Below are 20,701 nucleotides of genomic sequence, written 5' to 3' on the forward strand. Positions count from 1 at the left end.
CTTTGTGAAAACGAGTCTGTATTTCACGATAAACGGCTGATTTTGTCTTATAATAAGAAGGAGTCATGGAGGTGGCACTATCGTGAAAAATTTCATTACGGCTTTACCAATTTTGTTGCTGCTGTCGTTTTCGTTTGTGTCTTTTGCCTTCCAGTTTGATCATCTTGTTTATTTCAGACTAGCGCTGGGGATCTTTTCGTTAGCGGGTCTTTTCTTTCTGTATACACTTAAAAGAAACATGAAATGGTTCATGGTTTACTTATATGCGAGCTGGATCATTCTTGCTGCCGTTACAACATTTGAGGAACCAGTCTTTTCTCAATTTTTCTTCGGTGGTTTAACGATGACAATGGGTTATCTCACATATATGCTCATTTATTTAGGAATGAAGCAGGACCGTGTAGCGAAATCACATTAAAACAAAAGCCGATAAAATCGAATAACAGATTTTATCGGCTTTTTTATTTTATTGAAGCAGACAAAAGAGCAGCCAGTGATGACTGCTCCTCTTGTAGTTATGATTCACGCCCAGCAGCTGTAAGCTGCTTCTGGTGTTTTTTGTCGATGGTTTCGTATATACTTTCCATCATTTGAGGATCGCGCATGATCGCCTTTTTGTTCTCTTCAATCAATTGCTGATAGGTTTTGATCTTCTTCTTAGACATGTGACTCATCGCTCCTTTATTAGAATGACCGTCTATAGGATTTCACATAGATGAAATTGATAATCATTTTCAATTAGCAACTCCATTATACAAAGACAAATGTCATAAGTAAAGATTCAATTCAGAAAATTCACGTAACCGACATATTCCAAGCTGTATCGACGCTGCATTCTTTCCCAGGAAATAATTTTGTCATGACTTGTCGTAAGGGAAAACATCAATTTGAAACGTTTTGGCTGCGAAGCTCGTCTTATGAAGAGATTAAAAAAGAAAAAAGACACCAGCAAAAGTTTGCTGATGTCCTTCAATTAAGAAACGTGCTCTTGAAGAAACTCTGTCACTTCTTCAGGCGATTTTGCGTTTGCACTGTGTAAATGCCCTGTTTTTTCACCATTTTTGAAAATTAACAAGCTTGGAATACCCATTACCTGATACGTTTCCGCTAATTCAGGGAAATCATCTTTATTTATTTCAAACCATTCATGGTGAGCATAAGCTTCTAGGATGTCTGGAATGAACATGTCCATTCTTGTGCAGTCAGGACACCATGTTGCAAAGAATTTAACGATGACTTCTTTGTCTGATTGAATTATTTCATTGAATTGTTCAGTACTTGTGATTTTTTTCAATTTGTCACAACTCCTTTTCAATGTCATTTTAATATAAAATTAAGGCGAATGACATACAAATGCTCGGGAGGCGCTTACAACGTTTACAAATCATTTCAATTACGTAACAACAAAAATTAATTAGAGCATTTTTGCTTGAAAGTGATAAGATAGTAAAGATGAATTTTAGTGGGGGGAGTATCCATTGAAAATAAGTTTAGGATTGATTTACGGCGGAAAGTCAGCCGAACATAATGTATCACTGCAAACAGCCCTTGCAGTTACAAAAGCACTTAACACTGAGAAGTTCGATATACATCCAATTTATATTACAGAAGAGGGTGAATGGTTAAGAGGAGAAAAACTCACTGAACCAGTATCAAACGTCAAAATGCTTCAATTTGAACAGAACGCAAAGACGTTTTTACCAACTTCTTTAAATGAAAGCATGTTTCCACAGCCTGCAACGGTTGATGAGAAAATTGATGTTGTCTTCCCGTTGCTGCACGGACCAAATGGAGAAGATGGCACAATGCAAGGATTACTTGAACTGTTAAATATCCCGTATGTCGGCAACGGCGTTCTTGCGTCTGCTGCGGGTATGGATAAAGTCATGATGAAAGATGTTTTTGCACAAGCAGGACTTGCACAAGCAAAGCACCTTTCCTTCAATAAAAAAGACTTTGAGAAAGCGACAACAGAAAGCTTAGAACAAGTGGAACAAGTACTTGGCTATCCATGCTTTGTGAAACCTGCCAATATGGGATCAAGTGTTGGAATTAGCAAATGCCGCAGCAAAGAAGAGCTGCAGACTGCATTCGACCTCGCTTTCCAATATGATCGTCGTGTGGTCGTAGAAGAAGGCGTTGTTGGAAGAGAAATTGAGATTGGTGTATTAGGCAATGATGAGCCAAAATGCTCTGTCGTTGGTGAGATTGCACCTAAAACAGATTTTTATGATTACAAAGCAAAATATGAAGATGGCGATACAGATTTGATCATTCCTGCGAGTGTGTCAGAGGATGAATATAAGACGATTCATGACATGGCAATTAAGGCATTTAAAGCCCTTGATGGATCTGGTCTCGTACGTGCAGACTTCTTCCTTACAGAAAAAGGTGAAGTGTTGATCAATGAAGTGAATACAATGCCTGGATTCACACCTTTTAGTATGTTCCCATTACTTTGGAAGCACACTGGTGTAGAGTATCCAGAGTTGATTGAAAAGCTGGTGTCACTTGCAATTGAACGCCATCAAGAAAAACAAACCATTAAAACAACTTTTTAATGTGAGCAGCAAGCAGACACTATCCTTAGGTAGTGTCTCTTTTCCTTCAAACGTGAAATGAGAAAGAGAGGCGAAAAATCATGATCAAACGTACAGTGAAACAAATCGCCCAAATGGCTGGTGGAACCCTATCTAATCAAGCTTTTGGCGAAGAGCAGATTCACGGAGTGACAACAGATACACGAAAAGTATCAGACGGCGCACTGTTTATCCCGCTTATTGGAGAACATTTTAACGGTCACACATTTGCTTCAAAAGCAGTAGAGCTTGGAGCATCAGCTGTTCTATGGAATCAAAAAGAAGCCAATCCGCCAGAAGGCGTTCCTGTTATTCTTGTAGAGGATACACTAGCTGCGCTTCAACAGCTGGCGAAATCATACTTAAAAGAAGAAAATCCTCGTGTTGTCGGTATTACAGGAAGTAATGGGAAAACCACAACAAAAGACATGATTCATTCCGTCTTGCAAACAGCGTATCAAGTTCATAAAACAGACGGTAACTTTAATAATCATATCGGTCTTCCGCTCACCATTCTTGCAATGCCAGAAGGAACCGATATTGCGGTTTTGGAGATGGGTATGAGTGCAAAAGGCGAAATCGAATTTTTATCAGACCTCGCTGAGCCGGATGCAGCAGTCATCACAAATATCGGGGAATCTCATATGCAAGATTTAGGATCAAGAGAAGCCATTGCCGATGCAAAATATGAGATCGTAAAAGGCTTAAAAGAAGACGGCGTCTTTTATTACCTAGGTGATGAGCCATTGCTTCGAGAAAGATCAAGTTCACTTTCTCAGCGTGTAAAAACCTTTGGAGAAGCAGAGGACTGTGATATCAAGGTAACGCACATCAACCAGCTTGCAGAAGGAACAGAATTTCAAGTAGAAGGGTATGCCCAGGGTTTTCTCATTCCTGTATTAGGGAAACATAATGTGAAGAATGCACTTGCTGCTATTGCAATAGGTCAGCATTTTGGGCTGAATGAAAGACAAATTGCCCAAGGACTGATGCAAACGAAGTTGACAGGGATGCGGCTTGAGCTGTTTAAAACAGACAAGGGAATCACTGTCATCAATGATGCGTATAATGCAAGTCCGACTTCAATGAAAGCGGCCATTGATCTTGTGGGGGATATGGACGGCTTTGCCAACCGTATTCTTGTACTTGGAGATATGCTCGAAATGGGCAGCGAAGAAGAAACGTATCATTATGAACTTGGCCGTTACATCAAGCCAGAATTTATTGATCATGTCATGACGTATGGCCGTCTAGGTGCATTTATTGCTGAAGGAGCGAAAAAATCATTCGGGGCTGAGCACGTATTCTCCTTTATGGACAAAGAGGACCTGAAGAAAAAACTAGCTGAAGTGGCAGGGCCTGACGATGTTGTGCTTGTCAAAGCCTCACGCGGTATGAGATTGGAAGAAGTCATTACTGCACTATAAAAGTGAGAAGGTGACAGAATGATTGGCTGTTTATGTATTCACGGTTTTACTGGTGCCCCTTATGAAGTAGAACCGCTGGCGCAATATTTAAAACAGGCGGCAGATTGGAATGTGCAGTCTGTCACGCTTCCAGGGCATGGGGATGAGCTGCAGTTAAAAGGCATTCTTTATCAAGAATGGATAGCAACAGCTGAACTCGAACTTCTATCCCTTTACCGGACTTGTGACACCGTGTATTTGGTCGGCTTTTCTATGGGCGGAATGATTGCTTCTTACTTAGCGGCGAAGTACCCAGTTGCCCGCCTTGTCCTTTTAAGTGCTGCGGCCAAATATGTGAACCCAAAACAAATGATGCAAGACACACGGCAGATGGTAAAGGAGTCCCTGTCAGGGATCGTTGATACAAACCCTTTATATGATCGATATCGCCATAAGCTCACAAGCACGCCGCTGTCAGCTGCGATAGAATTTATGAAGCTGGTAAAGCAAACGAAGAATTCGCTTGAGAAGCTTCATCTGCCTGTGTTAATTGTTCAAGGTGAAAGCGACGGGATTGTGCCTGCTTCAAGTGCAGAATTTATTTATCATAAAGTCCCGTCTCGCCAGAAAGAAATGTTTTATTTGCCGGATTGTAAACATCATGTTTGCCATGAGCCATGTGCCCAGCAATTGTTTGAGAAAGTAGAACATTTTCTAAAAAAAGCAATTTAATATATAGAAAAGCTAAAATGTGGCTAAACTAATATAAATTGAATCCCACTTGTTAAAATTTGCATCATTTTTGTCGAATGAGTGACAGGCCTATGGTACAATAGGAAAGAAAAGGTGGTTGATTCGGTTGTTTCAATATGACGGAAAAACCTTTGTCCCGCAGTCTAATTCGAGTAACGGAGAAGTATCAGCAGGAACCATATTTCAATATCGTCAGGACGGGAATATATTAACGGGCACATATCAAGGCGGCAGTATTATATCTGGCGTACTTGTAGGAACTGTGAATGAGGATGGAACACTTCATTTTAGATACCACCATGTAAGCAAGGACGGCGGCATAAGAAGCGGGTCTTGCGACTCCACTCCTAAGCAGCTGGATAACGGAAAAATTCAACTATTTGAAAAGTGGAAATGGATGGACGGAGATCAAAGTGAAGGTGAATCTGTCATTGTAGAGCAGTAGATATATCCATTTCTGTCTTGTTGAAAAACAAATAGTGTAATGGTAAGATATAAGGTAGGGTAATTCGGGCTTTGTATATAATGGACCTGTCCTTTCAGAAAAGGGCAGTTTTTAATGATCATTCACGAGATTACTGAAACAGCAATTAGAAGGAGTTTGAATAAATTGACTATAACGTTTCAAGATTTTCAATTAAGCGAAAGTCTCATGAAGGCTATTAACCGCATGGGATTTGAAGAAGCAACACCGATTCAAGCAGAAACGATTCCTCTTGGTCTTCAAAATAAAGATGTCATCGGACAAGCACAAACAGGTACAGGAAAAACTGCAGCATTTGGTATTCCTCTGGTTGAAAAAATCGACCCAGCGTCTCCAAATATCCAAGCGATTATCATTGCGCCAACAAGAGAATTAGCGATTCAAGTATCTGAAGAGCTATATAAAATCGGCCAAGACAAGCGTGCACGCGTACTTCCTATTTACGGTGGACAAGATATCGGCCGTCAAATCCGTTCGCTCAAGAAAAATCCTCATATCATCGTAGGGACTCCAGGACGTTTACTCGATCACATTAACCGTCGTACAATGCGTCTTCAAAATGTTGAAACAGTCGTGCTAGATGAAGCAGACGAAATGCTAAACATGGGTTTCATCGAAGACATTGAAGCGATCCTTTCAAATGTACCAAGTGAACACCAAACACTTTTATTCTCTGCGACAATGCCTGCACCAATTAAGCGCATTGCAGAGCGTTTCATGACAAACCCAGAACACGTAAAAGTAAAAGCGAAAGAAATGACTGTATCTAACATCCAACAGTTCTATTTGGATATTCACGAACGTAAGAAGTTTGATACATTGACTCGTCTTCTTGACATTCAATCACCTGAGCTTTCAATTGTCTTCGGCCGTACGAAACGCCGTGTTGACGAATTGACTGAAGCACTTAACCTAAGAGGTTATACAGCTGAAGGAATTCATGGTGACCTGACTCAAGCAAAACGTATGGTTGCGCTTCGTAAATTCAAAGAAGGTTCAATCGATGTGCTTGTCGCAACAGACGTTGCAGCACGTGGACTTGATATCTCAGGCGTCACACACGTGTATAACTTCGACGTGCCGCAAGATCCAGAAAGCTACGTACACCGTATTGGACGTACTGGACGTGCTGGACGTACAGGTATGGCGATGACATTCATCACACCACGTGAAAAAGATATGCTTCGTGCGATTGAGCAAACGACTAAACGTAAAATGGATCGTATGAAAGAACCTACACTTGATGAGGCAATTGAAGGACAACAGCAAGTAACAGTTGACCGTCTACGCACGATCATCAGTGAAAACAACTTGAACTTCTACATGACAGCTGCTGCTGAATTGCTGGAAGATCATGATTCTGTAACAGTGGTTGCAGCTGCTATCAAAATGATGACAAAAGAGCCGGATGCAACGCCTGTTCGTTTGACAGATGAAGCACCAATGATTTCAAAACGTCATCGTAACAACCGCAGCTCTTCTAAACGCAGAGACGGCGGCGGTGGCGGAGGCTACCGTGGAAAAGGCAAGAACAGCCGTTCATCTTATGGTGATAAAAAGCGTTCTTCAAATGACCGCAATCGTTCTTCTAACGATCGTCGTCAAAAGAAATCTTATAACAACTAATACAAGAGCGAATCCTTTGCAGGGTTCGCTTTTTTTAACAGGCTAAAATTGAAACTTTTTAGGCTTTGTTACGTAATATATTGATAGAAAAGTAAGAGAATGGGGGAAGAATGTGAGAAAACAGCCGCAACGTCAAATTAGTCTAAATGGTTTAAAGGTATGGCGTCTTCAAAATGGAATTATCTCATTGATTTTCTTACTCATCATCATTGGGGTATTTGTTACTAGCTACTATTTACAATGGCCATATTGGATTGGAGCGATCCTTTCTGGTTTATGGGTCTTACAGGTCATCTTTGGCATTTGGCTCATACCAAAAATCCGCCATCACATCTGGCGCTACGAAGTATTCGAAAATGAAATTGAAATACAGCATGGACTCATTCGTGTCACACGTGTGATTGTGCCGATGGTTCGTGTTCAGCATGTTGATACATCTCAAGGGCCGCTCTTAAGGCGCTACCGTTTAGCCTCTGTTCAAATTTCGACTGCTGCCACAGTTCATGATATACCGGCGCTAGAATTAGAAGAGGCAGATGAGCTTCGTGATTACATATCTCGTTTAGCAAGGGTGACGGAAGATGATGTCTGAACCAAAACGTGTACATCCTATCTCGATGTTCATTGATTTTATATCAGATGCTGTATCCATGATTAAAAACTTCATTATCCCTTTTTTCGTATTGATTTTTGTGAACTCGAATTCGAGCATCCGCTTTTATGCATTTATCATTCTTGGTGTGCTTCTTTTATGGAAAGCCGTTTATACCATTTTAGAATGGAGACGATTCACCTACCGGATGGAAGACGATGAATTTCGTGTGGAATCGGGCGTAATTACGAAAAAGAAAAAATATATCTCATTAGAACGAATTCAAACAGTCAATACAAGTGAAGGTATTTTCCAACGGATTTTTGGTTTAGTACGGGTTCAAATCGAAACGGCAGGCGGCACGGATGGTCCAGAAGTGAGCCTGACCGCTATTACTAAAGCAGAAGCGGAACAATTAAAGCAGTCGATTTTCAACCGGAAGAAAAGCTTGCAGGAAGAAGAAATGACGGATGAAGCAGGAGATCTGCATGGCCATTTGGCTGCCCAGAAACCTGTGCAGGAAGAAATCAATGTCTCCTATCGTATGGGTGTGCCAGAATTGCTTTTGGCTGCGACCACTTCAAGCGGTATCGGGGTCATTATATCTGGGTGTCTTGCCATCTACACGCAAATAGATGAAATTCTCCCTTTGGACGGGTTCTTCAAAAAGTTCTCTTTTTTAAGTCATGCGAGCGTTGAAATTTATGCGATTTTGATTTTTCTTGCCGTATTGATCGCGTGGATCCTGAGTGTTGGGGTAACAGCGCTTCAGTATGCGAATTTTGCTGCAAAACGAAAAGGGAATGACATCATCATTACAAGAGGACTCATCGAGAGACATCAAATGACCATTCCACTTGCGAGAATTCAAGCAGTGAAGATCAAAGAGAATATTATCCGTGAGCCTTTTGGCTTTGCGACAGTGATGCTTGTTAGTGCAGGAGGTTCGATTACAGAGAAAGAAACCTCTTCCGTCTTATTTCCGCTCATTCGGAAGAAAAAAATAAATGAATTGCTGTCCCAATTCACGGATCATTATCATGTTGCACCAGAAACAGAGCTGAAAAAGGTGCCAAAGCGTTCACTCAAACGCTACCTGATCTCATATGGCTTTGTGCCGTTACTTGTAGGTGTTATCCTGTCGGTGCGCTTTCCGCCATGGGGATATTTGGGACTCATTCCGTTACCACTTGCTCTATTCTTTGGCTATTTAGCTTATAAACAATCAGGATATACAATCAAAGATTCATTGATTCAACTGACATCAAGAGGCATTGGCAAGACCACTGGCATTGTCTTGAGAAAACGTATGCAAAACTATACGATGACGCAATCTTTTTTCCAAAAGAAAGGCCGGGTCGCAAGTATTCACACCTTTGTAAAATCCTCCGCGCTGCTTGATTCCTTTGGTGTGCATCACCTTGAGGAAGAAGATGCTGCACGTGTATTTGATTGGTATTCATATGAAAAAAATCAATCGTCTTAAACGAAAAATGTCGATCAGCTCCAGCTCAAGGAGTGATCGACATTTTTTATGAGATTAATAGCGTCTTTTTTTCGAATGGAAGAACAGCGTAATAGGTGCTAGAATCATTCCGCCGATCAATCCAAACAAGTGAGCCATGATATTGATGTTCGAATTGACGAAGGTCATGATGACAGAAACAGCAAGAATCGTTAAAATCACTTGTGAATTGCCGCGGTCCATCATGTGCGGTTTAAATAGGACAAGGTATAGATACACCCCAAATAAACCAAAGATCGCACCAGAAGCGCCAACGTGTACATACTCCAAAGGCTCCACCCAATAGGTCCCGAGATTGCCAATGAACCCTGCACCAAGATAAATGATTAGAAATCGAACCTTCCCTAGCAAATGTTCAAGCGCTGGGGCGAATAAGAAAAGGGACATAGAATTAAATAAAATATGCGTGAGACTTCCGTGGAGAAAAATAGGTGTGACGAGCCGCCACCATTCCCCAGCCGCTACACCATAGTTGAAACCGACGAGATGATCCTGTCCAAGCTGTATAATAGGGATAGGAATCGCAAATATAAGCCACAGGCCGATTTGTAAAGCGAGGATCGCTGTTACGATTGGATACGATTTAATAAATTGTTGAAAGCTCTCCGTTCGAATAAACATAACAAACCCCTTTTGACTAGATAATGGTAAGTTTATAGTAACACGTTTATGAAGAGAACACTCAAATTAGTACGAGTATCATAGGAGGTACCTCATGATCAAAGGAATAGGCATTGATATTGTAGAGATCGACAGACTATCGCGAGTGCTCAGCAGACAGCCCCGTTTACCAGAACGAATTTTGACTTTAAGTGAACAGGATGTCTTTCGTACACTCAGTGAAAAAAGACAGCTGGAATTTTTGGCAGGACGTTTTGCGGCAAAGGAAGCTTTCGCTAAAGCATACGGAACCGGAATCGGTCAGTATTTAAGCTTTCATGACATAGACATTCAAAAAGACGATAATGGAAAACCCTTCATCAAAAGCGAGAAAGCGGAGGGAGATCAGGTTCATGTGTCCATTACTCATACAAAGGAATATGCTGCTGCACAAGTTTTAATTGAAAGGTTGTCAAGCTAGTCTGCATATTGTTTGTCCCCCCTTCATATATTGGGTAGTGCGATAAGGAAGGGCGAGTTGCTAACAGGCTTTGATGGTTCGCGGTACGCAGTTAACTTTTGAGGCGTACTGTTAAAGTCAAACAAGCGGTTTCTTCCTTTTAACACAATTAACGAAGGGGTTGAAAAGGGTGAGAAAAAGCTTTGTTTTGCTTGTAACGGGAATCCTTTTTGTACTGATTCTCTCCGCATGCGGTCAAAAATCTCAGCAGGATATCGTTGGAGATTTAAACAAAAAGGCAGAGGAAATGACATCATACAAAGCCAAAGCAAAAATGACCATTGAGACAGGAAATGACCCGCAGGAGTACCAGGTAGAAATTTGGTACAAAAAGCCGGAGCTTTACCGTGTCTATTTAGAAAATCCGAAAAAGGATCAGAGTCAAGTCATTTTAAGAAACGGCAATGGTGTGTTTGTGCTGACACCTTCATTGAACAAGAGCTTCCGTTTCCATAGCGATTGGCCGAATAATAGCAGTCAAGTCTATTTATTCGAATCACTCGTGAAGGACATTAAGAATGACAGTGCAGCTCAGTTCAAAGCGAAAGAGTCAAAGTATGTATTCGAAACGAAGACCAATTATCAGCACAATCAAATGCTGCCTACCCAAGAGATTACCTTTCATAAGAAAACAATGGCGCCTGCCAGTGTAAAAGTGCTGGATAGCGACAAAAAGCCAATGGTGAAAGTGGAATTCTCTCACTTTGAATTCAATAAATCCTTTGACAAAGATGCATTTGATGAGAAGAAAAACATGACACTCTCTCAAATGGATGTTGCCACAAGTGCAGACCCATCTGACAGCTTTGCGGTGAAAACACCAGTTGATATGCCAGAAGGCGTGAAGAAGATGGAAGAGAAAGAAATGACGACAGATGCTGGGAAGCGTTATGTGATTACGTACGGCGGCAAGAAATCCTTCACACTCATCCAGGAAAAAGCGAGAGTAGCGGAAGCATCTACGCCTGTCACGATGAACGGCGAGCCGGTCGATCTTGGTATGACAGTAGGGGTTCTGACAGATCAATCTCTCTCATGGACTTCTGACGGAGTTGACTACTTAATTTCCTCAAGTGATCTATCGAAGGAAGAGCTGTTGATGGTCGCAAAGAGTGTAGAAGGCCAGTCAGCTAAATAAATGAGGTTCTCAGGCGGAAAGCCTTGATAAATGCAGCATCAGCCCTGTGCAAGGGCTGATTTTCTTTGATTTGTTTCACATTATTCTTGATTTTTAGTATCATATGAGGGGATTGAATCATTCAATAGGGAAGTGTGACTGATGGACACAAATGCCTTTTATAGAGACACATGGGCAGAAATTAATTTAACAGCAATCAAGCACAATGTTTCACATATGAAAGATCATATCGGTCAAAATGTTCAACTGATGGCTGTTGTGAAAGCCAATGCATATGGACATGGAGATATAGAAGTGGCAAGAGCTGCCCTCAAAGCAGGTGCAGACTTGTTAGCTGTAGCCTTTTTAGATGAGGCCATTTCTTTAAGAAATAAAGGTATCAAAGCACCGATTCTTATACTCGGCGCAGTACCGCCGGAGTATGTCAAAACCGCTGTTCGATACAATGTAATTATGACCGCTTACTCCACCAGGTGGCTGAGGGAAGTCGTCGATATGGTGAAAGGGCAGATGGGACAACCCATTCGTTTTCATTTGAAAATAGACAGCGGAATGAACCGTTTAGGTGTGAAAACGTTAGAGCAAGTGAATGAAGTAAAGAAGCTTGTCAGCGAGCATTCTTATTTACAGCTGGAAGGAGTATTTACTCACTTTGCGACCGCGGATGAAAAGGATGAGAACTATTTTGATCGGCAGGTCGACACCTTTCAAACCTTGCTTCAGCCGCTTCATACGGAAAAACTGCTTGTTCATTGTGCCAATAGTGCAGCAGGATTAAGGTTTAAAGAAGTTTTATTTAATATGGTTCGCTTCGGCATCAGTATGTACGGGCTGTCGCCGTCAGAGGAAATCAAAGATGAACTTCCTTTCAAGCTAGAAGAAGCCATGTCGCTTTATACAAAGCTTGCCCATGTAAAGCTCATTCAAAAGGGTGAGAGTGTCAGCTATGGGGCGACGTATACAGCTAATCAAGATACGTGGATCGGTACGGTACCAGTCGGCTATGCAGACGGGTGGATCCGGAAGCTGGCAGGTACGGAAGTACTTGTTGGCGGAAAGCGCCGGAAGATTGCCGGAAGGGTATGTATGGATCAATTCATGGTTGAACTGAAAGAGAACCTTCCAGTAGGGGAGCCAGTCGTTTTGATTGGTGGACAAGGTGAAGAAATGGTATCAGTCGATGAAATTGCAAAAAGGCTTGAAACCATTAACTATGAAGTCACATGCTCCATTGGACACCGCGTCCCAAGAGTATATATAGAGGACGGCAAAAGGGTGCATGTGCGGAATCCGCTGCTTCAAGGCGGGCCAAGCTTTTTCTAAACAGCTTTCACAGGAACGATCGTCAAACTGACATCGTTCCTTTTTATTCTACAAAGAAGGGGTAAACATTCTCCCTTTTTTAGAGATTTTGGAAATACCGTATGATTTTCGGAAAAAAGCGTATAATGTGAAAGAGGAACTCCATTATCATCTTTGATTTACGGGTGAACAGCCGCTTCATGTTCTAATAAGAAATCATGAAAAAACAGCTTTGCTTGCGCATTGAATAATGGTATGATTAGTCTTGGAATGGATCGAAACGGTATCCGTAAGTTTTGTGGAGGTGTATGTTTTTTGTCTGAATCCAGCGCAACAAACGAAATGAAGATTCGACTACCGGAGGCTTTGATGTCTGAAATCGAACGAGTAGCAGAGCAGGATAAGGTAACAAGAAATGAATTGATCTACCGAGCGACAAAAACGTATATTCGTGAACGTAATATTCGACAAAATCGTGAATCGATGAGACGCGGCTACATGGAGATGGCGAAAATTAATCTGAATATCTCTTCAGAGGCACAATACGCAGAATTTGAGGCTGAGAATACAGTTGAGCGATTAGTCAGCGGGGGTTAAACATTTGATTGTTAAACGCGGTGATGTTTACTTTGCTGATTTATCTCCTGTTGTTGGCTCCGAGCAGGGCGGGGTTCGCCCAGTATTGGTGATTCAAAATGACATTGGAAATCGCTTCAGCCCGACTGCTATCGTTGCAGCCATAACAGCCCAAATACAAAAAGCGAAATTACCGACTCACGTCGAAATTGATGCAAAGCGCTACGGCTTTGAACGAGATTCTGTCATTCTCTTGGAGCAGATTCGTACAATCGATAAACAAAGATTGACAGATAAAATCACACATCTTGATGATGAGATGATGGAGAAGGTTGATGAAGCCTTACAAGTTAGTTTGGCTCTTATTGATTTTTAATATGGTGAGATTTGGTTGCTCTCTTGAGAGCAACTTTTTTTTGTGTTCAATTTTTATTAACGTTATAATGAAGAAAGAATAAAAGAAGTGCTGTTTATGTACGTAGGGGGTAAAACATGTCGAATCATATCGTGTTAGCTTTCGCAAGGGAGCATCAAGAGGAATTACAAAAAGAGTGGACGGACATTTTTAGACGACTCGGAGAAAAAGAAACGGACATGATGCTGAACGACAAAATGTATGAAACCATCTGTTCGGAATATGTTCAACTAATCATTACATCTCTTTCAGAGGGGTATAATGAGGATTTTGAAGAAAAAGTGCAAACTCTTGCTTTAAACATTGTTCAAATGGGTATATCACTTAAGTTACTGGCAAATGGTCTAACTGAAATCCGTACACATTTATATCAAAAAATGAACGATGACAAAGATACAACAGAAGAAAGTCATGACCTCATCTGGCAAATCGACCAATTCATCACACCAATTCATAACGAGATCTTAAACCAGTATTCCATCTCATGGGAGAAAACAGTCAGCCTTCAAAAAATTGCGCTGCAGGAACTTTCTGCCCCGCTGATCCCTGTATTTGAGCACATCACCGTCATGCCGCTTGTTGGAACAATTGATACAGATCGTGCGAAAAAAATTATGGAGAACCTGCTCAATGGTGTCGTCAAACATCGCTCACAGGTCGTCTTAATTGATATTACGGGTGTCCCTGTTGTTGATACAATGGTAGCCCACCATATCATTCAAGCGTCTGAGGCTGTGAGATTAGTAGGTGCGAAGTGTTTGCTTGTCGGTATTCGCCCAGAAATAGCCCAAACCATTGTGAACCTTGGAATTGATTTATCTCAAGTTACAACAAAGAATACCCTTCAAAAAGGAATTCAAACTGCTTTGGAAATGACAAATCGAAAAATTGTTTCATTGGAGGGATAACCTAGTGAGAAATCACCCGAAGATTCCAATCTTAAAACTATATAACTGTCTTCTGATTTCAATACAGTGGGAGCTTGATGATCAGACAGCTCTCCACTTTCAAGAAGACTTGCTGAATAAAATTCATGAAACAGGAGCAAACGGTGTTGTCATTGACCTCACATCTGTCGACATGATTGATTCCTTTATTGCAAAGGTATTAGGCGATGTCATCACGATGTCCAAGCTCATGGGGGCAAAAGTTGTATTAACAGGAATACAGCCAGCAGTCGCTGTGACGCTGATTGAACTTGGAATATCGCTTGAAGAAATTCAGACAGCACTAGATCTTGAACAAGGGCTTGAGACACTGAAGCGGGAATTGGGGGAATAGATATGAAAGACCAATCCTGTGTAAGAATATTGACGGAATGGGACATAGTCGCAGCAAGACAATTGGGGCGCAATGTTGCAAAAGAACTTGGATTTGGAACAGTTGACCAAGCAAGAATTACGACGGCCATTTCAGAATTAGCTCGAAACATCTATTTATACGCTGGTAAAGGTCAGATTTGTATAGACGAAGTGATGGAGCGCGGAAAGCGTGGACTCAAAGTCATCGCAGCCGATGAGGGGCCGGGTATCATGGATATACGTAAAGTAATGGAAGACGGATTTTCAACATCAGGCGGACTCGGAGCAGGTCTTCCGGGTGTCAGAAGACTGATGGATGAATTTAAATTAGACTCTGCACCAGAACAAGGAACGGAGATACAAGCTGTTAAGTGGCTTCGCTAGGAGGGAAACCATGGATTTTAAGGAGGTAATGGAGCAGCGGTACCATCAGCTGCTCAGTCGTTATATCAGTGATTTAACTGAAACATCGCTTTATCAAGCTCAAAAATTTAGCCGTAAAACCATTGAGCATCAAATACCTCCTGAAGAAATAGTGAGTGTTCACCGAAAAGTAATTCAGGAGCTTTACCCTGATTTGCCGGAAGATGTTTTTCATTCACTAGACTTCTTAATTGAAGTCATGATTGGGTACGGACTTGCCTACCAAGAACATTTAACACTCAGAGGCATCCAGCAAGAAATAAAATCTGAAATCGAAATTGCTGCAAATGTTCAGCAAACCCTTCTGGAAACGAAAATTCCAGAAGGAGATACCTTTGATATTGGTGCGATTAGTGTACCGGCAAAACAGATGAGTGGAGATTATTACCACTTTGTAACGGATCACGATACAATCAATATCGCGATCGCAGATGTCATTGGAAAGGGAATCCCGGCTGCGCTCTGTATGTCGATGATTAAATATGCGATGGATTCCTTACCAGAGTCAGGGAGCGGCCCAACAAAGGTGCTGAAAACCCTGAATCGTGTTGTCGAGCAAAACGTAGATCCAAGTATGTTTATCACAATGTTCTATGGCAGCTATAATAAAGAAACGCATGAGTTTAAATATGCATCGGCTGGTCATGAGCCGGGCTTTTTCTATTGCAAAAAAGAGGACAAATTTTACGATTTAGAAGCGAAAGGGCTTGTCCTCGGGATTGCACCAGACTTTGATTACAGACAGTATGAGAAGCATTTAGACATAGGAGACATGGTGATCTTATTCTCTGATGGGGTCACAGAATCCAAGTCAGAGGACGGTTTCCTAGAGCGGGAGGACATCAAAGCACTCATATCAGAGCACCTATCCTACTCAGCTCAAGAAATGGTGGATGCCATCTACGCCAGCTTACTCAAACTGCAGGATTTTCAGCTGCACGATGACTTTACTTTACTTGTTCTCAAAAGAAAGGTTTAGAAAATGAACATGCGGGTATATAAAACTTTAGGAAACAAGAATTTCGAGGTGAATGCATAATGAATATGTCTGTAAAAGAGCATCAAATAGATCAAAAAACGAAAATCAGTGTCAGCGGAGAAATCGATGTGTACTCCGCTCCTCAGCTAAGAGAAACGCTCATGCCTAAAGCAGAGGCGGGAGAGCATCTTGAAATCTGTCTAAAGGATGTTACGTATATGGATAGTACAGGTTTAGGTGTATTCGTTGGGCTGTTTAAAGCGGCTCAAAAAGCAGGTGGAACATTAAAGCTTGAGAACTTGTCAGAACGGCTTGTAAGGTTGTTTGAAATCACTGGATTAAAGGACATCATTGACATTTCTGCAAAGTCAGAGGGTGGGGTACAATGAACGAATCAGTAGATCTAATCGAGATGAAAATACCGGCAAAACCAGAATATGTAGGCATCATTCGTTTGACTCTTTCAGGCGTAGCGAGCCGGATGGGCTATGCCTATGAAGAGATTGAAGACTTAAAAATTGCCGTCAGTGAGGCCTGTACAAATGCAGTTCAGCATGCCTACAAAGGTGAAGACGGCGAAGATGGAGAGGTAGCTGTTCGCTTTCTTGTCTACGCGGATCGTCTAGAAATCATTGTCGCTGACAAAGGCGGTAGCTTTGACTTTAAGCAAAAACAGGAAGACTTGGGACCGTACACATCTGCTCATACGGTGGATCAATTGGCAGAAGGAGGTCTTGGTTTATACTTAATGCAAACATTGATGGATGAAGTCGAGGTGCAAGCAAACTCCGGAGTTACCGTGGCGATGACAAAGTTTTTAAACAGGGAGCGAGTTGACCATGACACAACCATCCAAAACTATGAAACTAACTAAAGATGAAGTAGATCGCCTCATCCAAAGCTATCAAACCAATCAAGATGAGCAGGCGCAGCTCACGCTGGTCGAATGCTATACAAACTTGGTTGATATGCTGGCGAAAAAATATTCTAAAGGAAAAAGCTTTCATGAGGACCTCAGACAAGTTGGAATGATTGGTTTACTTGGCGCCATTAAACGATACGACCCGCTCGTCGGTAAATCATTTGAAGCCTTTGCTATTCCAACCATCATCGGGGAAATCAAACGCTTTTTACGAGATAAGACATGGAGTGTCCATGTACCAAGGCGGATCAAAGAGCTTGGACCAAGAATCAAAATGGCAGTCGATCATTTGACAACAGAGACACAGAAATCACCTAAAGTCCAAGAAATTGCAGAATACCTAGATGTAACAGAAGAAGAAGTACTTGAAACCATGGAGATGGGCAAAAGCTATCAAGCACTGTCTGTTGACCAAGGCGTAGAGGCTGATTCTGAAGGAAGTACTGTGACGATTTTAGACGTTGTCGGCTCACAGGAAGAAGGCTACGAACGTGTGAACCAAAAAATGATGCTTGAGAGTGTGCTTCATGTGCTGTCGGATAGAGAAAAAGAGATTATCAATCTGACTTACTTGCAAAATAAGAGTCAGAAAGAGACAGGCGATTTACTTGGCATATCCCAAATGCATGTATCGAGACTGCAGCGGAAGGCAGTGAAAAAACTGCGAGATGCATTATCAGAAGATGCGTCTATGGAGCTAGGGTAATGAAACAGATTGAACAGCATGAGCATGTAAACGCCATTATCTATCAATCGAATAAAGAAGGAAAACCATGCTGCGGGGACAGTTTTTTTATTAAAGCAGATGATGAAGAACTAATTTGTGCTGTAGCAGACGGATTAGGCAGCGGCCAGTACGCCAATGAATCATCTTCTTTAGTCAGCGAAATTGTCGAAGAATATGGACATGAGGATGTGGCGACCCTCATCGACAGATGCAATCAGGCCATGAAAAATAAACGCGGTGCCACAGCTGCGATCTTAAAGGTGAATTTTTCCCAGCAGCAATTTACCTATTGTTCGGTTGGTAATATTCGTTTTATCTTGAATGCACCTTCTGGCGACTATATTTATCCACTTCCGACATCAGGATACTTATCAGGGAAACCTAGAAAATATAAAACATACACCTATTCCTACGAAAAAGGATCGATATTCATTATGTATTCAGACGGACTGAATGTGCCAAACATGCGCATGTGTTTAAAGCATGGACATTCAGTTGAAGACATCGCCAAACAGCTTGAAACATACACACAAGACAAAAAGGACGATCTCACCTATGTACTTGGTCAGCTCACGTAAAATAGCTGACCTTTTTTCTGTTTTGCCGGTTTTTTTGATACACTAAAAGAGAAGACACAGTGAGAGGATGCAAAGTATGAAGACATCTGACTTTTTATTGAAACAAATTGCGACAGAATTAAAGCTTTCAACGAAACAAATTGAAAGTGTGATCAAGCTTTTAGAGGATGGCAACACCGTCCCGTTTATTGCCCGTTATCGGAAAGAGCAGACAGGCTCACTGGATGAGGTGCAAATCCAAACCATTTCAGAGCGCTATACATATATCCAAAATGTCACGAATCGAAAAGAAGAAGTCATTCGCTTAATTGCTGAACAAGACAAACTAACCGATGAATTAAAACAGAAAATTGAACAAGCTCATAAACTGCAAGAGGTCGAAGATTTATACCGGCCATTCAAACAAAAGCGCAAAACAAAGGCGAATGTAGCCAAAGCAAAAGGGCTGGAGCCGCTGGCGGAATATTTACTCACGCTGCCAAGCGATCAGATCGAGAAGAAGGCAGCTGCTTTTATGAATGAAGAAAAAGAAGTGACGAATGTAGAAGAGGCACTTGAGGGTGCGCAGCACATCATTGCTGAACAACTGGCAGATGATCCTGATATGCGAAAATGGATTCGCAGTGAAACGTACCAAAAGGGCAGTCTGGTCACATCAGGAAAAGACGTCGAAAGCGATGAGAAAAACGTCTATGAAATGTATTACGATTATCAAGAGCCAATCAAAAAGATTGTCCCGCACCGTGTACTAGCGGTCAACCGTGGGGAGAAAGAGGGCATTTTAAAGGCAGCCATCGAACCACCTGCTGAAAATATTCGCTTCTATCTCGACAAACAAGTTCTAAAAGGCAAACAGACGACGGCGAGACCGTTTATTGAAGCAGCAATCGATGATGCATATAAACGTCTCATTCAGCCTTCCATCGAACGAGAAATACGAAAAGAGTTGACAGAAAAAGCAGAGGAACAAGCGATTCATATTTTTGCTGAAAACTTAAGAAAACTGCTGCTTCAACCGCCGATGAAAGGGAAGCGTGTACTTGGAGTCGATCCCGCATTTCGGACAGGCTGCAAATTAGCCGTCGTGGATGATACAGGCAAAGTCCATCATATTGGCGTCATTTACCCGCATCCGCCCGTGCAGAAAAAAGCGGAAGCGAAACAAAAAGTGAAAGAGATCATTCAATCATCGAACATTGAAGTCATTGCGATTGGAAACGGAACAGCCTCAAGAGAGACAGAACAATTCATTGCAGACTTGATTCAAGAGCTGGATCAGCCGGTGTCCTATTTGATCGTGAATGAAGCAGGAGCAAGTGTATACTCCGCATCTGCACTTGCGCGAGAAGAGTTTCCAGATCTGCAAGTTGAAGAACGAAGCGCCATTTCAATCGCTAGAAGATTACAAGATCCTTTAGCAGAGCTCGTGAAAATTGATCCGAAGTCTGTTGGTGTGGGCCAATACCAGCATGACGTCAGCCAGAAGCAATTAAACAGCTCGTTAACCTTTGTGGTAGAAACAGTCGTCAACCAAGTTGGTGTAAACGTCAATACAGCCTCACAGGCGCTGCTGCAATATGTGTCAGGCCTTTCAAAAGCCGTCGCTGGGAATATCATCAAAAGGCGCGAAGAGATTGGGAGATTCACAAGCAGAAAAGAATTGAAGGATATTCCAAGGCTCGGTGCTAAAACATATGAGCAGTGTATCGGTTTCTTGCGTATTACAGACGGACAAGATCCGCTTGACCGTACAGGCATTCACCCAGAGAGCTATAAAGAAACAAAACAGTTTTTACGCATGATCAACATGACGCCAGACGATCTTGGCACAGAGCAGTTAAAAGAGAAAATTGCTGAAGTGAAACTGGACGAAGCAGCAGAACAGCTAGATATTGGGACAATTACACTGCAAGATATCATCGATCAGCTCACAAGACCTGAGCGTGATCCGCGGGATGAAGTACCAAAACCGCTGCTCAAAACAGATGTATTGAAATTGGAAGACTTGAAGCAAGGAATGGAGCTGCAAGGAACGGTAAGAAACGTCGTAGACTTTGGCGCATTCGTTGATATTGGCGTAAAGCAGGATGGGCTTGTGCATATTTCCAAACTAAGCAATCGTTTTGTGAAGCATCCGCTTGACGTTGTATCAGTTGGTGACATTGTGACCGTCTGGGTGGACTCGGTTGACCAGGCAAAAGGCCGCGTTGCCCTCTCCATGCTGAAACCAGAGTAAACAAAAAACGAGGCGCACC

General features: G+C 41.9%; 25 protein-coding genes. 22 read left to right on the forward strand and 3 right to left on the reverse strand.

Annotation, left to right across the window (positions count from 1 at the left end; translation table 11 throughout):
* The first annotated feature begins 82 nt into the window (after nt 1-82).
* On the forward strand, nt 83-418 hold the full coding sequence (locus NST59_RS02490; protein ID WP_008359528.1) for a hypothetical protein: 336 nt from the start codon (nt 83-85) through the stop codon (nt 416-418).
* A gap of 97 nt (nt 419-515) precedes the next feature.
* Here NST59_RS02490 and fbpB read toward each other — a convergent pair whose 3' ends face one another.
* Together fbpB and NST59_RS02500 are read right to left on the reverse strand one after the other, a co-directional pair.
* Entirely contained in the window at nt 516-665 is a 150-nt protein-coding gene (gene fbpB / locus NST59_RS02495; protein ID WP_064498175.1) for a Fur-regulated basic protein FbpB, read from the reverse strand.
* Between the two features lie 308 nt (nt 666-973).
* Nucleotides 974-1,294 carry a thioredoxin family protein gene (locus tag NST59_RS02500; RefSeq protein ID WP_012008983.1) on the reverse strand — a complete coding sequence of 107 codons (321 nt, stop codon included), beginning with the start codon at nt 1,292-1,294 and terminating at the stop codon, nt 974-976.
* 184 nt (nt 1,295-1,478) lie between these two features.
* On the opposite strand from NST59_RS02500, the gene NST59_RS02505 reads away from it, so the two are divergent.
* The 7 genes from NST59_RS02505 (at nt 1,479) to NST59_RS02535 (ending at nt 8,926) form a co-directional block, all read left to right on the forward strand.
* Complete coding sequence (locus NST59_RS02505; protein WP_039176698.1) at nt 1,479-2,561, forward strand: D-alanine--D-alanine ligase; 1,083 nt, start codon at nt 1,479-1,481, stop codon at nt 2,559-2,561.
* A gap of 80 nt (nt 2,562-2,641) precedes the next feature.
* Nucleotides 2,642-4,006, forward strand: coding sequence for a UDP-N-acetylmuramoyl-tripeptide--D-alanyl-D-alanine ligase (locus NST59_RS02510; protein ID WP_039176700.1), 1,365 nt, complete (start codon nt 2,642-2,644; stop codon nt 4,004-4,006).
* An 18-nt stretch (nt 4,007-4,024) separates the two neighbouring features.
* Entirely contained in the window at nt 4,025-4,717 is a 693-nt protein-coding gene (locus NST59_RS02515; protein ID WP_058837372.1) for an alpha/beta hydrolase, read from the forward strand.
* 127 nt (nt 4,718-4,844) lie between these two features.
* On the forward strand, nt 4,845-5,183 hold the full coding sequence (locus NST59_RS02520; protein WP_064498174.1) for a n-acetylglutamate synthase: 339 nt from the start codon (nt 4,845-4,847) through the stop codon (nt 5,181-5,183).
* Nucleotides 5,184-5,348: 165 nt separating this feature from the next.
* On the forward strand, nt 5,349-6,848 hold the full coding sequence (gene cshA / locus NST59_RS02525) for a degradosome RNA helicase CshA (protein WP_024427371.1): 1,500 nt from the start codon (nt 5,349-5,351) through the stop codon (nt 6,846-6,848).
* Between the two features lie 112 nt (nt 6,849-6,960).
* Nucleotides 6,961-7,440 carry a PH domain-containing protein gene (locus NST59_RS02530; RefSeq protein WP_058837374.1) on the forward strand — a complete coding sequence of 160 codons (480 nt, stop codon included), beginning with the start codon at nt 6,961-6,963 and terminating at the stop codon, nt 7,438-7,440.
* Complete coding sequence (locus NST59_RS02535; protein ID WP_039176705.1) at nt 7,430-8,926, forward strand: PH domain-containing protein; 1,497 nt, start codon at nt 7,430-7,432, stop codon at nt 8,924-8,926. Before NST59_RS02530 ends, NST59_RS02535 begins: the two co-directional genes overlap by 11 nt.
* Before the next feature lie 54 nt (nt 8,927-8,980).
* Here the strand turns inward: NST59_RS02535 and NST59_RS02540 are convergent, their stop codons facing one another.
* Nucleotides 8,981-9,586 (reverse strand): rhomboid family intramembrane serine protease, encoded by a 606-nt coding sequence (locus NST59_RS02540; RefSeq protein WP_126681956.1) that lies wholly within the window; start codon nt 9,584-9,586, stop codon nt 8,981-8,983.
* Nucleotides 9,587-9,680: 94 nt separating this feature from the next.
* Between NST59_RS02540 and acpS the strand changes: the two genes are divergently transcribed.
* The 14 genes from acpS to NST59_RS02610 all read left to right on the forward strand — a co-directional run bounded on the left by acpS (nt 9,681) and on the right by NST59_RS02610 (nt 20,682).
* Nucleotides 9,681-10,046, forward strand: coding sequence for a holo-ACP synthase (gene acpS / locus NST59_RS02545; RefSeq protein WP_059376208.1), 366 nt, complete (start codon nt 9,681-9,683; stop codon nt 10,044-10,046).
* 160 nt (nt 10,047-10,206) lie between these two features.
* On the forward strand, nt 10,207-11,223 hold the full coding sequence (locus NST59_RS02550) for an outer membrane lipoprotein-sorting protein (protein WP_087975235.1): 1,017 nt from the start codon (nt 10,207-10,209) through the stop codon (nt 11,221-11,223).
* Nucleotides 11,224-11,364: 141 nt separating this feature from the next.
* Complete coding sequence (gene alr, locus NST59_RS02555) at nt 11,365-12,546, forward strand: alanine racemase (RefSeq protein WP_341039974.1); 1,182 nt, start codon at nt 11,365-11,367, stop codon at nt 12,544-12,546.
* Between the two features lie 294 nt (nt 12,547-12,840).
* Nucleotides 12,841-13,122 carry a hypothetical protein gene (locus tag NST59_RS02560; protein WP_003214273.1) on the forward strand — a complete coding sequence of 94 codons (282 nt, stop codon included), beginning with the start codon at nt 12,841-12,843 and terminating at the stop codon, nt 13,120-13,122.
* A gap of 4 nt (nt 13,123-13,126) precedes the next feature.
* On the forward strand, nt 13,127-13,477 hold the full coding sequence (ndoA, locus tag NST59_RS02565) for a type II toxin-antitoxin system endoribonuclease NdoA (RefSeq protein WP_024425388.1): 351 nt from the start codon (nt 13,127-13,129) through the stop codon (nt 13,475-13,477).
* Between the two features lie 116 nt (nt 13,478-13,593).
* Complete coding sequence (locus NST59_RS02570; protein ID WP_039176712.1) at nt 13,594-14,424, forward strand: RsbT co-antagonist protein RsbRA; 831 nt, start codon at nt 13,594-13,596, stop codon at nt 14,422-14,424.
* A 4-nt stretch (nt 14,425-14,428) separates the two neighbouring features.
* Nucleotides 14,429-14,797, forward strand: coding sequence for an RsbT antagonist protein RsbS (gene rsbS, locus NST59_RS02575; protein ID WP_003214235.1), 369 nt, complete (start codon nt 14,429-14,431; stop codon nt 14,795-14,797).
* Nucleotides 14,798-14,799: 2 nt separating this feature from the next.
* Nucleotides 14,800-15,201, forward strand: coding sequence for an anti-sigma regulatory factor (locus NST59_RS02580; protein ID WP_024425390.1), 402 nt, complete (start codon nt 14,800-14,802; stop codon nt 15,199-15,201).
* Nucleotides 15,202-15,211: 10 nt separating this feature from the next.
* Nucleotides 15,212-16,219 carry a PP2C family protein-serine/threonine phosphatase gene (locus NST59_RS02585; protein WP_039176714.1) on the forward strand — a complete coding sequence of 336 codons (1,008 nt, stop codon included), beginning with the start codon at nt 15,212-15,214 and terminating at the stop codon, nt 16,217-16,219.
* A 59-nt stretch (nt 16,220-16,278) separates the two neighbouring features.
* Nucleotides 16,279-16,608, forward strand: a complete 330-nt coding sequence (locus NST59_RS02590; protein ID WP_017358393.1) for an anti-sigma factor antagonist — start codon at nt 16,279-16,281, stop codon at nt 16,606-16,608.
* On the forward strand, nt 16,605-17,093 hold the full coding sequence (gene rsbW / locus NST59_RS02595) for an anti-sigma B factor RsbW (protein WP_039176716.1): 489 nt from the start codon (nt 16,605-16,607) through the stop codon (nt 17,091-17,093). Before NST59_RS02590 ends, rsbW begins: the two co-directional genes overlap by 4 nt.
* Nucleotides 17,059-17,847: an RNA polymerase sigma factor SigB gene (sigB, locus tag NST59_RS02600; protein WP_024427378.1), complete on the forward strand. Its 789-nt coding sequence runs from the start codon at nt 17,059-17,061 to the stop codon at nt 17,845-17,847. The genes rsbW and sigB overlap by 35 nt, the downstream gene beginning before the upstream one ends.
* Nucleotides 17,847-18,446 (forward strand): PP2C family serine/threonine-protein phosphatase, encoded by a 600-nt coding sequence (locus NST59_RS02605; protein WP_039176718.1) that lies wholly within the window; start codon nt 17,847-17,849, stop codon nt 18,444-18,446. Before sigB ends, NST59_RS02605 begins: the two co-directional genes overlap by 1 nt.
* Before the next feature lie 76 nt (nt 18,447-18,522).
* Nucleotides 18,523-20,682, forward strand: coding sequence for a Tex family protein (locus tag NST59_RS02610; RefSeq protein WP_039176721.1), 2,160 nt, complete (start codon nt 18,523-18,525; stop codon nt 20,680-20,682).
* Nucleotides 20,683-20,701: the final 19 nt, after the last annotated feature.

The organism is Bacillus sp. FSL R5-0439, from assembly GCF_038008805.1.
Taxonomy (GTDB): domain Bacteria; phylum Bacillota; class Bacilli; order Bacillales; family Bacillaceae; genus Bacillus; species Bacillus safensis.

Coding starts and splice junctions, on each gene's coding strand:
- NST59_RS02585 (WP_039176714.1), top strand. CDS start 15,212: ATGGATTTTAAGGAGGTAATGGAGCAGCGGTACCATCAGCTGCTCAGT.
- NST59_RS02535 (WP_039176705.1), top strand. CDS start 7,430: ATGATGTCTGAACCAAAACGTGTACATCCTATCTCGATGTTCATTGAT.
- NST59_RS02580 (WP_024425390.1), top strand. CDS start 14,800: ATGAAAGACCAATCCTGTGTAAGAATATTGACGGAATGGGACATAGTC.
- fbpB (WP_064498175.1), bottom strand. CDS start 665: ATGTCTAAGAAGAAGATCAAAACCTATCAGCAATTGATTGAAGAGAAC.
- acpS (WP_059376208.1), top strand. CDS start 9,681: ATGATCAAAGGAATAGGCATTGATATTGTAGAGATCGACAGACTATCG.
- sigB (WP_024427378.1), top strand. CDS start 17,059: ATGACACAACCATCCAAAACTATGAAACTAACTAAAGATGAAGTAGAT.
- NST59_RS02590 (WP_017358393.1), top strand. CDS start 16,279: ATGAATATGTCTGTAAAAGAGCATCAAATAGATCAAAAAACGAAAATC.
- NST59_RS02570 (WP_039176712.1), top strand. CDS start 13,594: ATGTCGAATCATATCGTGTTAGCTTTCGCAAGGGAGCATCAAGAGGAA.
- NST59_RS02610 (WP_039176721.1), top strand. CDS start 18,523: ATGAAGACATCTGACTTTTTATTGAAACAAATTGCGACAGAATTAAAG.
- NST59_RS02515 (WP_058837372.1), top strand. CDS start 4,025: ATGATTGGCTGTTTATGTATTCACGGTTTTACTGGTGCCCCTTATGAA.
- alr (WP_341039974.1), top strand. CDS start 11,365: ATGGACACAAATGCCTTTTATAGAGACACATGGGCAGAAATTAATTTA.
- rsbW (WP_039176716.1), top strand. CDS start 16,605: ATGAACGAATCAGTAGATCTAATCGAGATGAAAATACCGGCAAAACCA.
- NST59_RS02605 (WP_039176718.1), top strand. CDS start 17,847: ATGAAACAGATTGAACAGCATGAGCATGTAAACGCCATTATCTATCAA.
- NST59_RS02540 (WP_126681956.1), bottom strand. CDS start 9,586: ATGTTTATTCGAACGGAGAGCTTTCAACAATTTATTAAATCGTATCCA.
- NST59_RS02510 (WP_039176700.1), top strand. CDS start 2,642: ATGATCAAACGTACAGTGAAACAAATCGCCCAAATGGCTGGTGGAACC.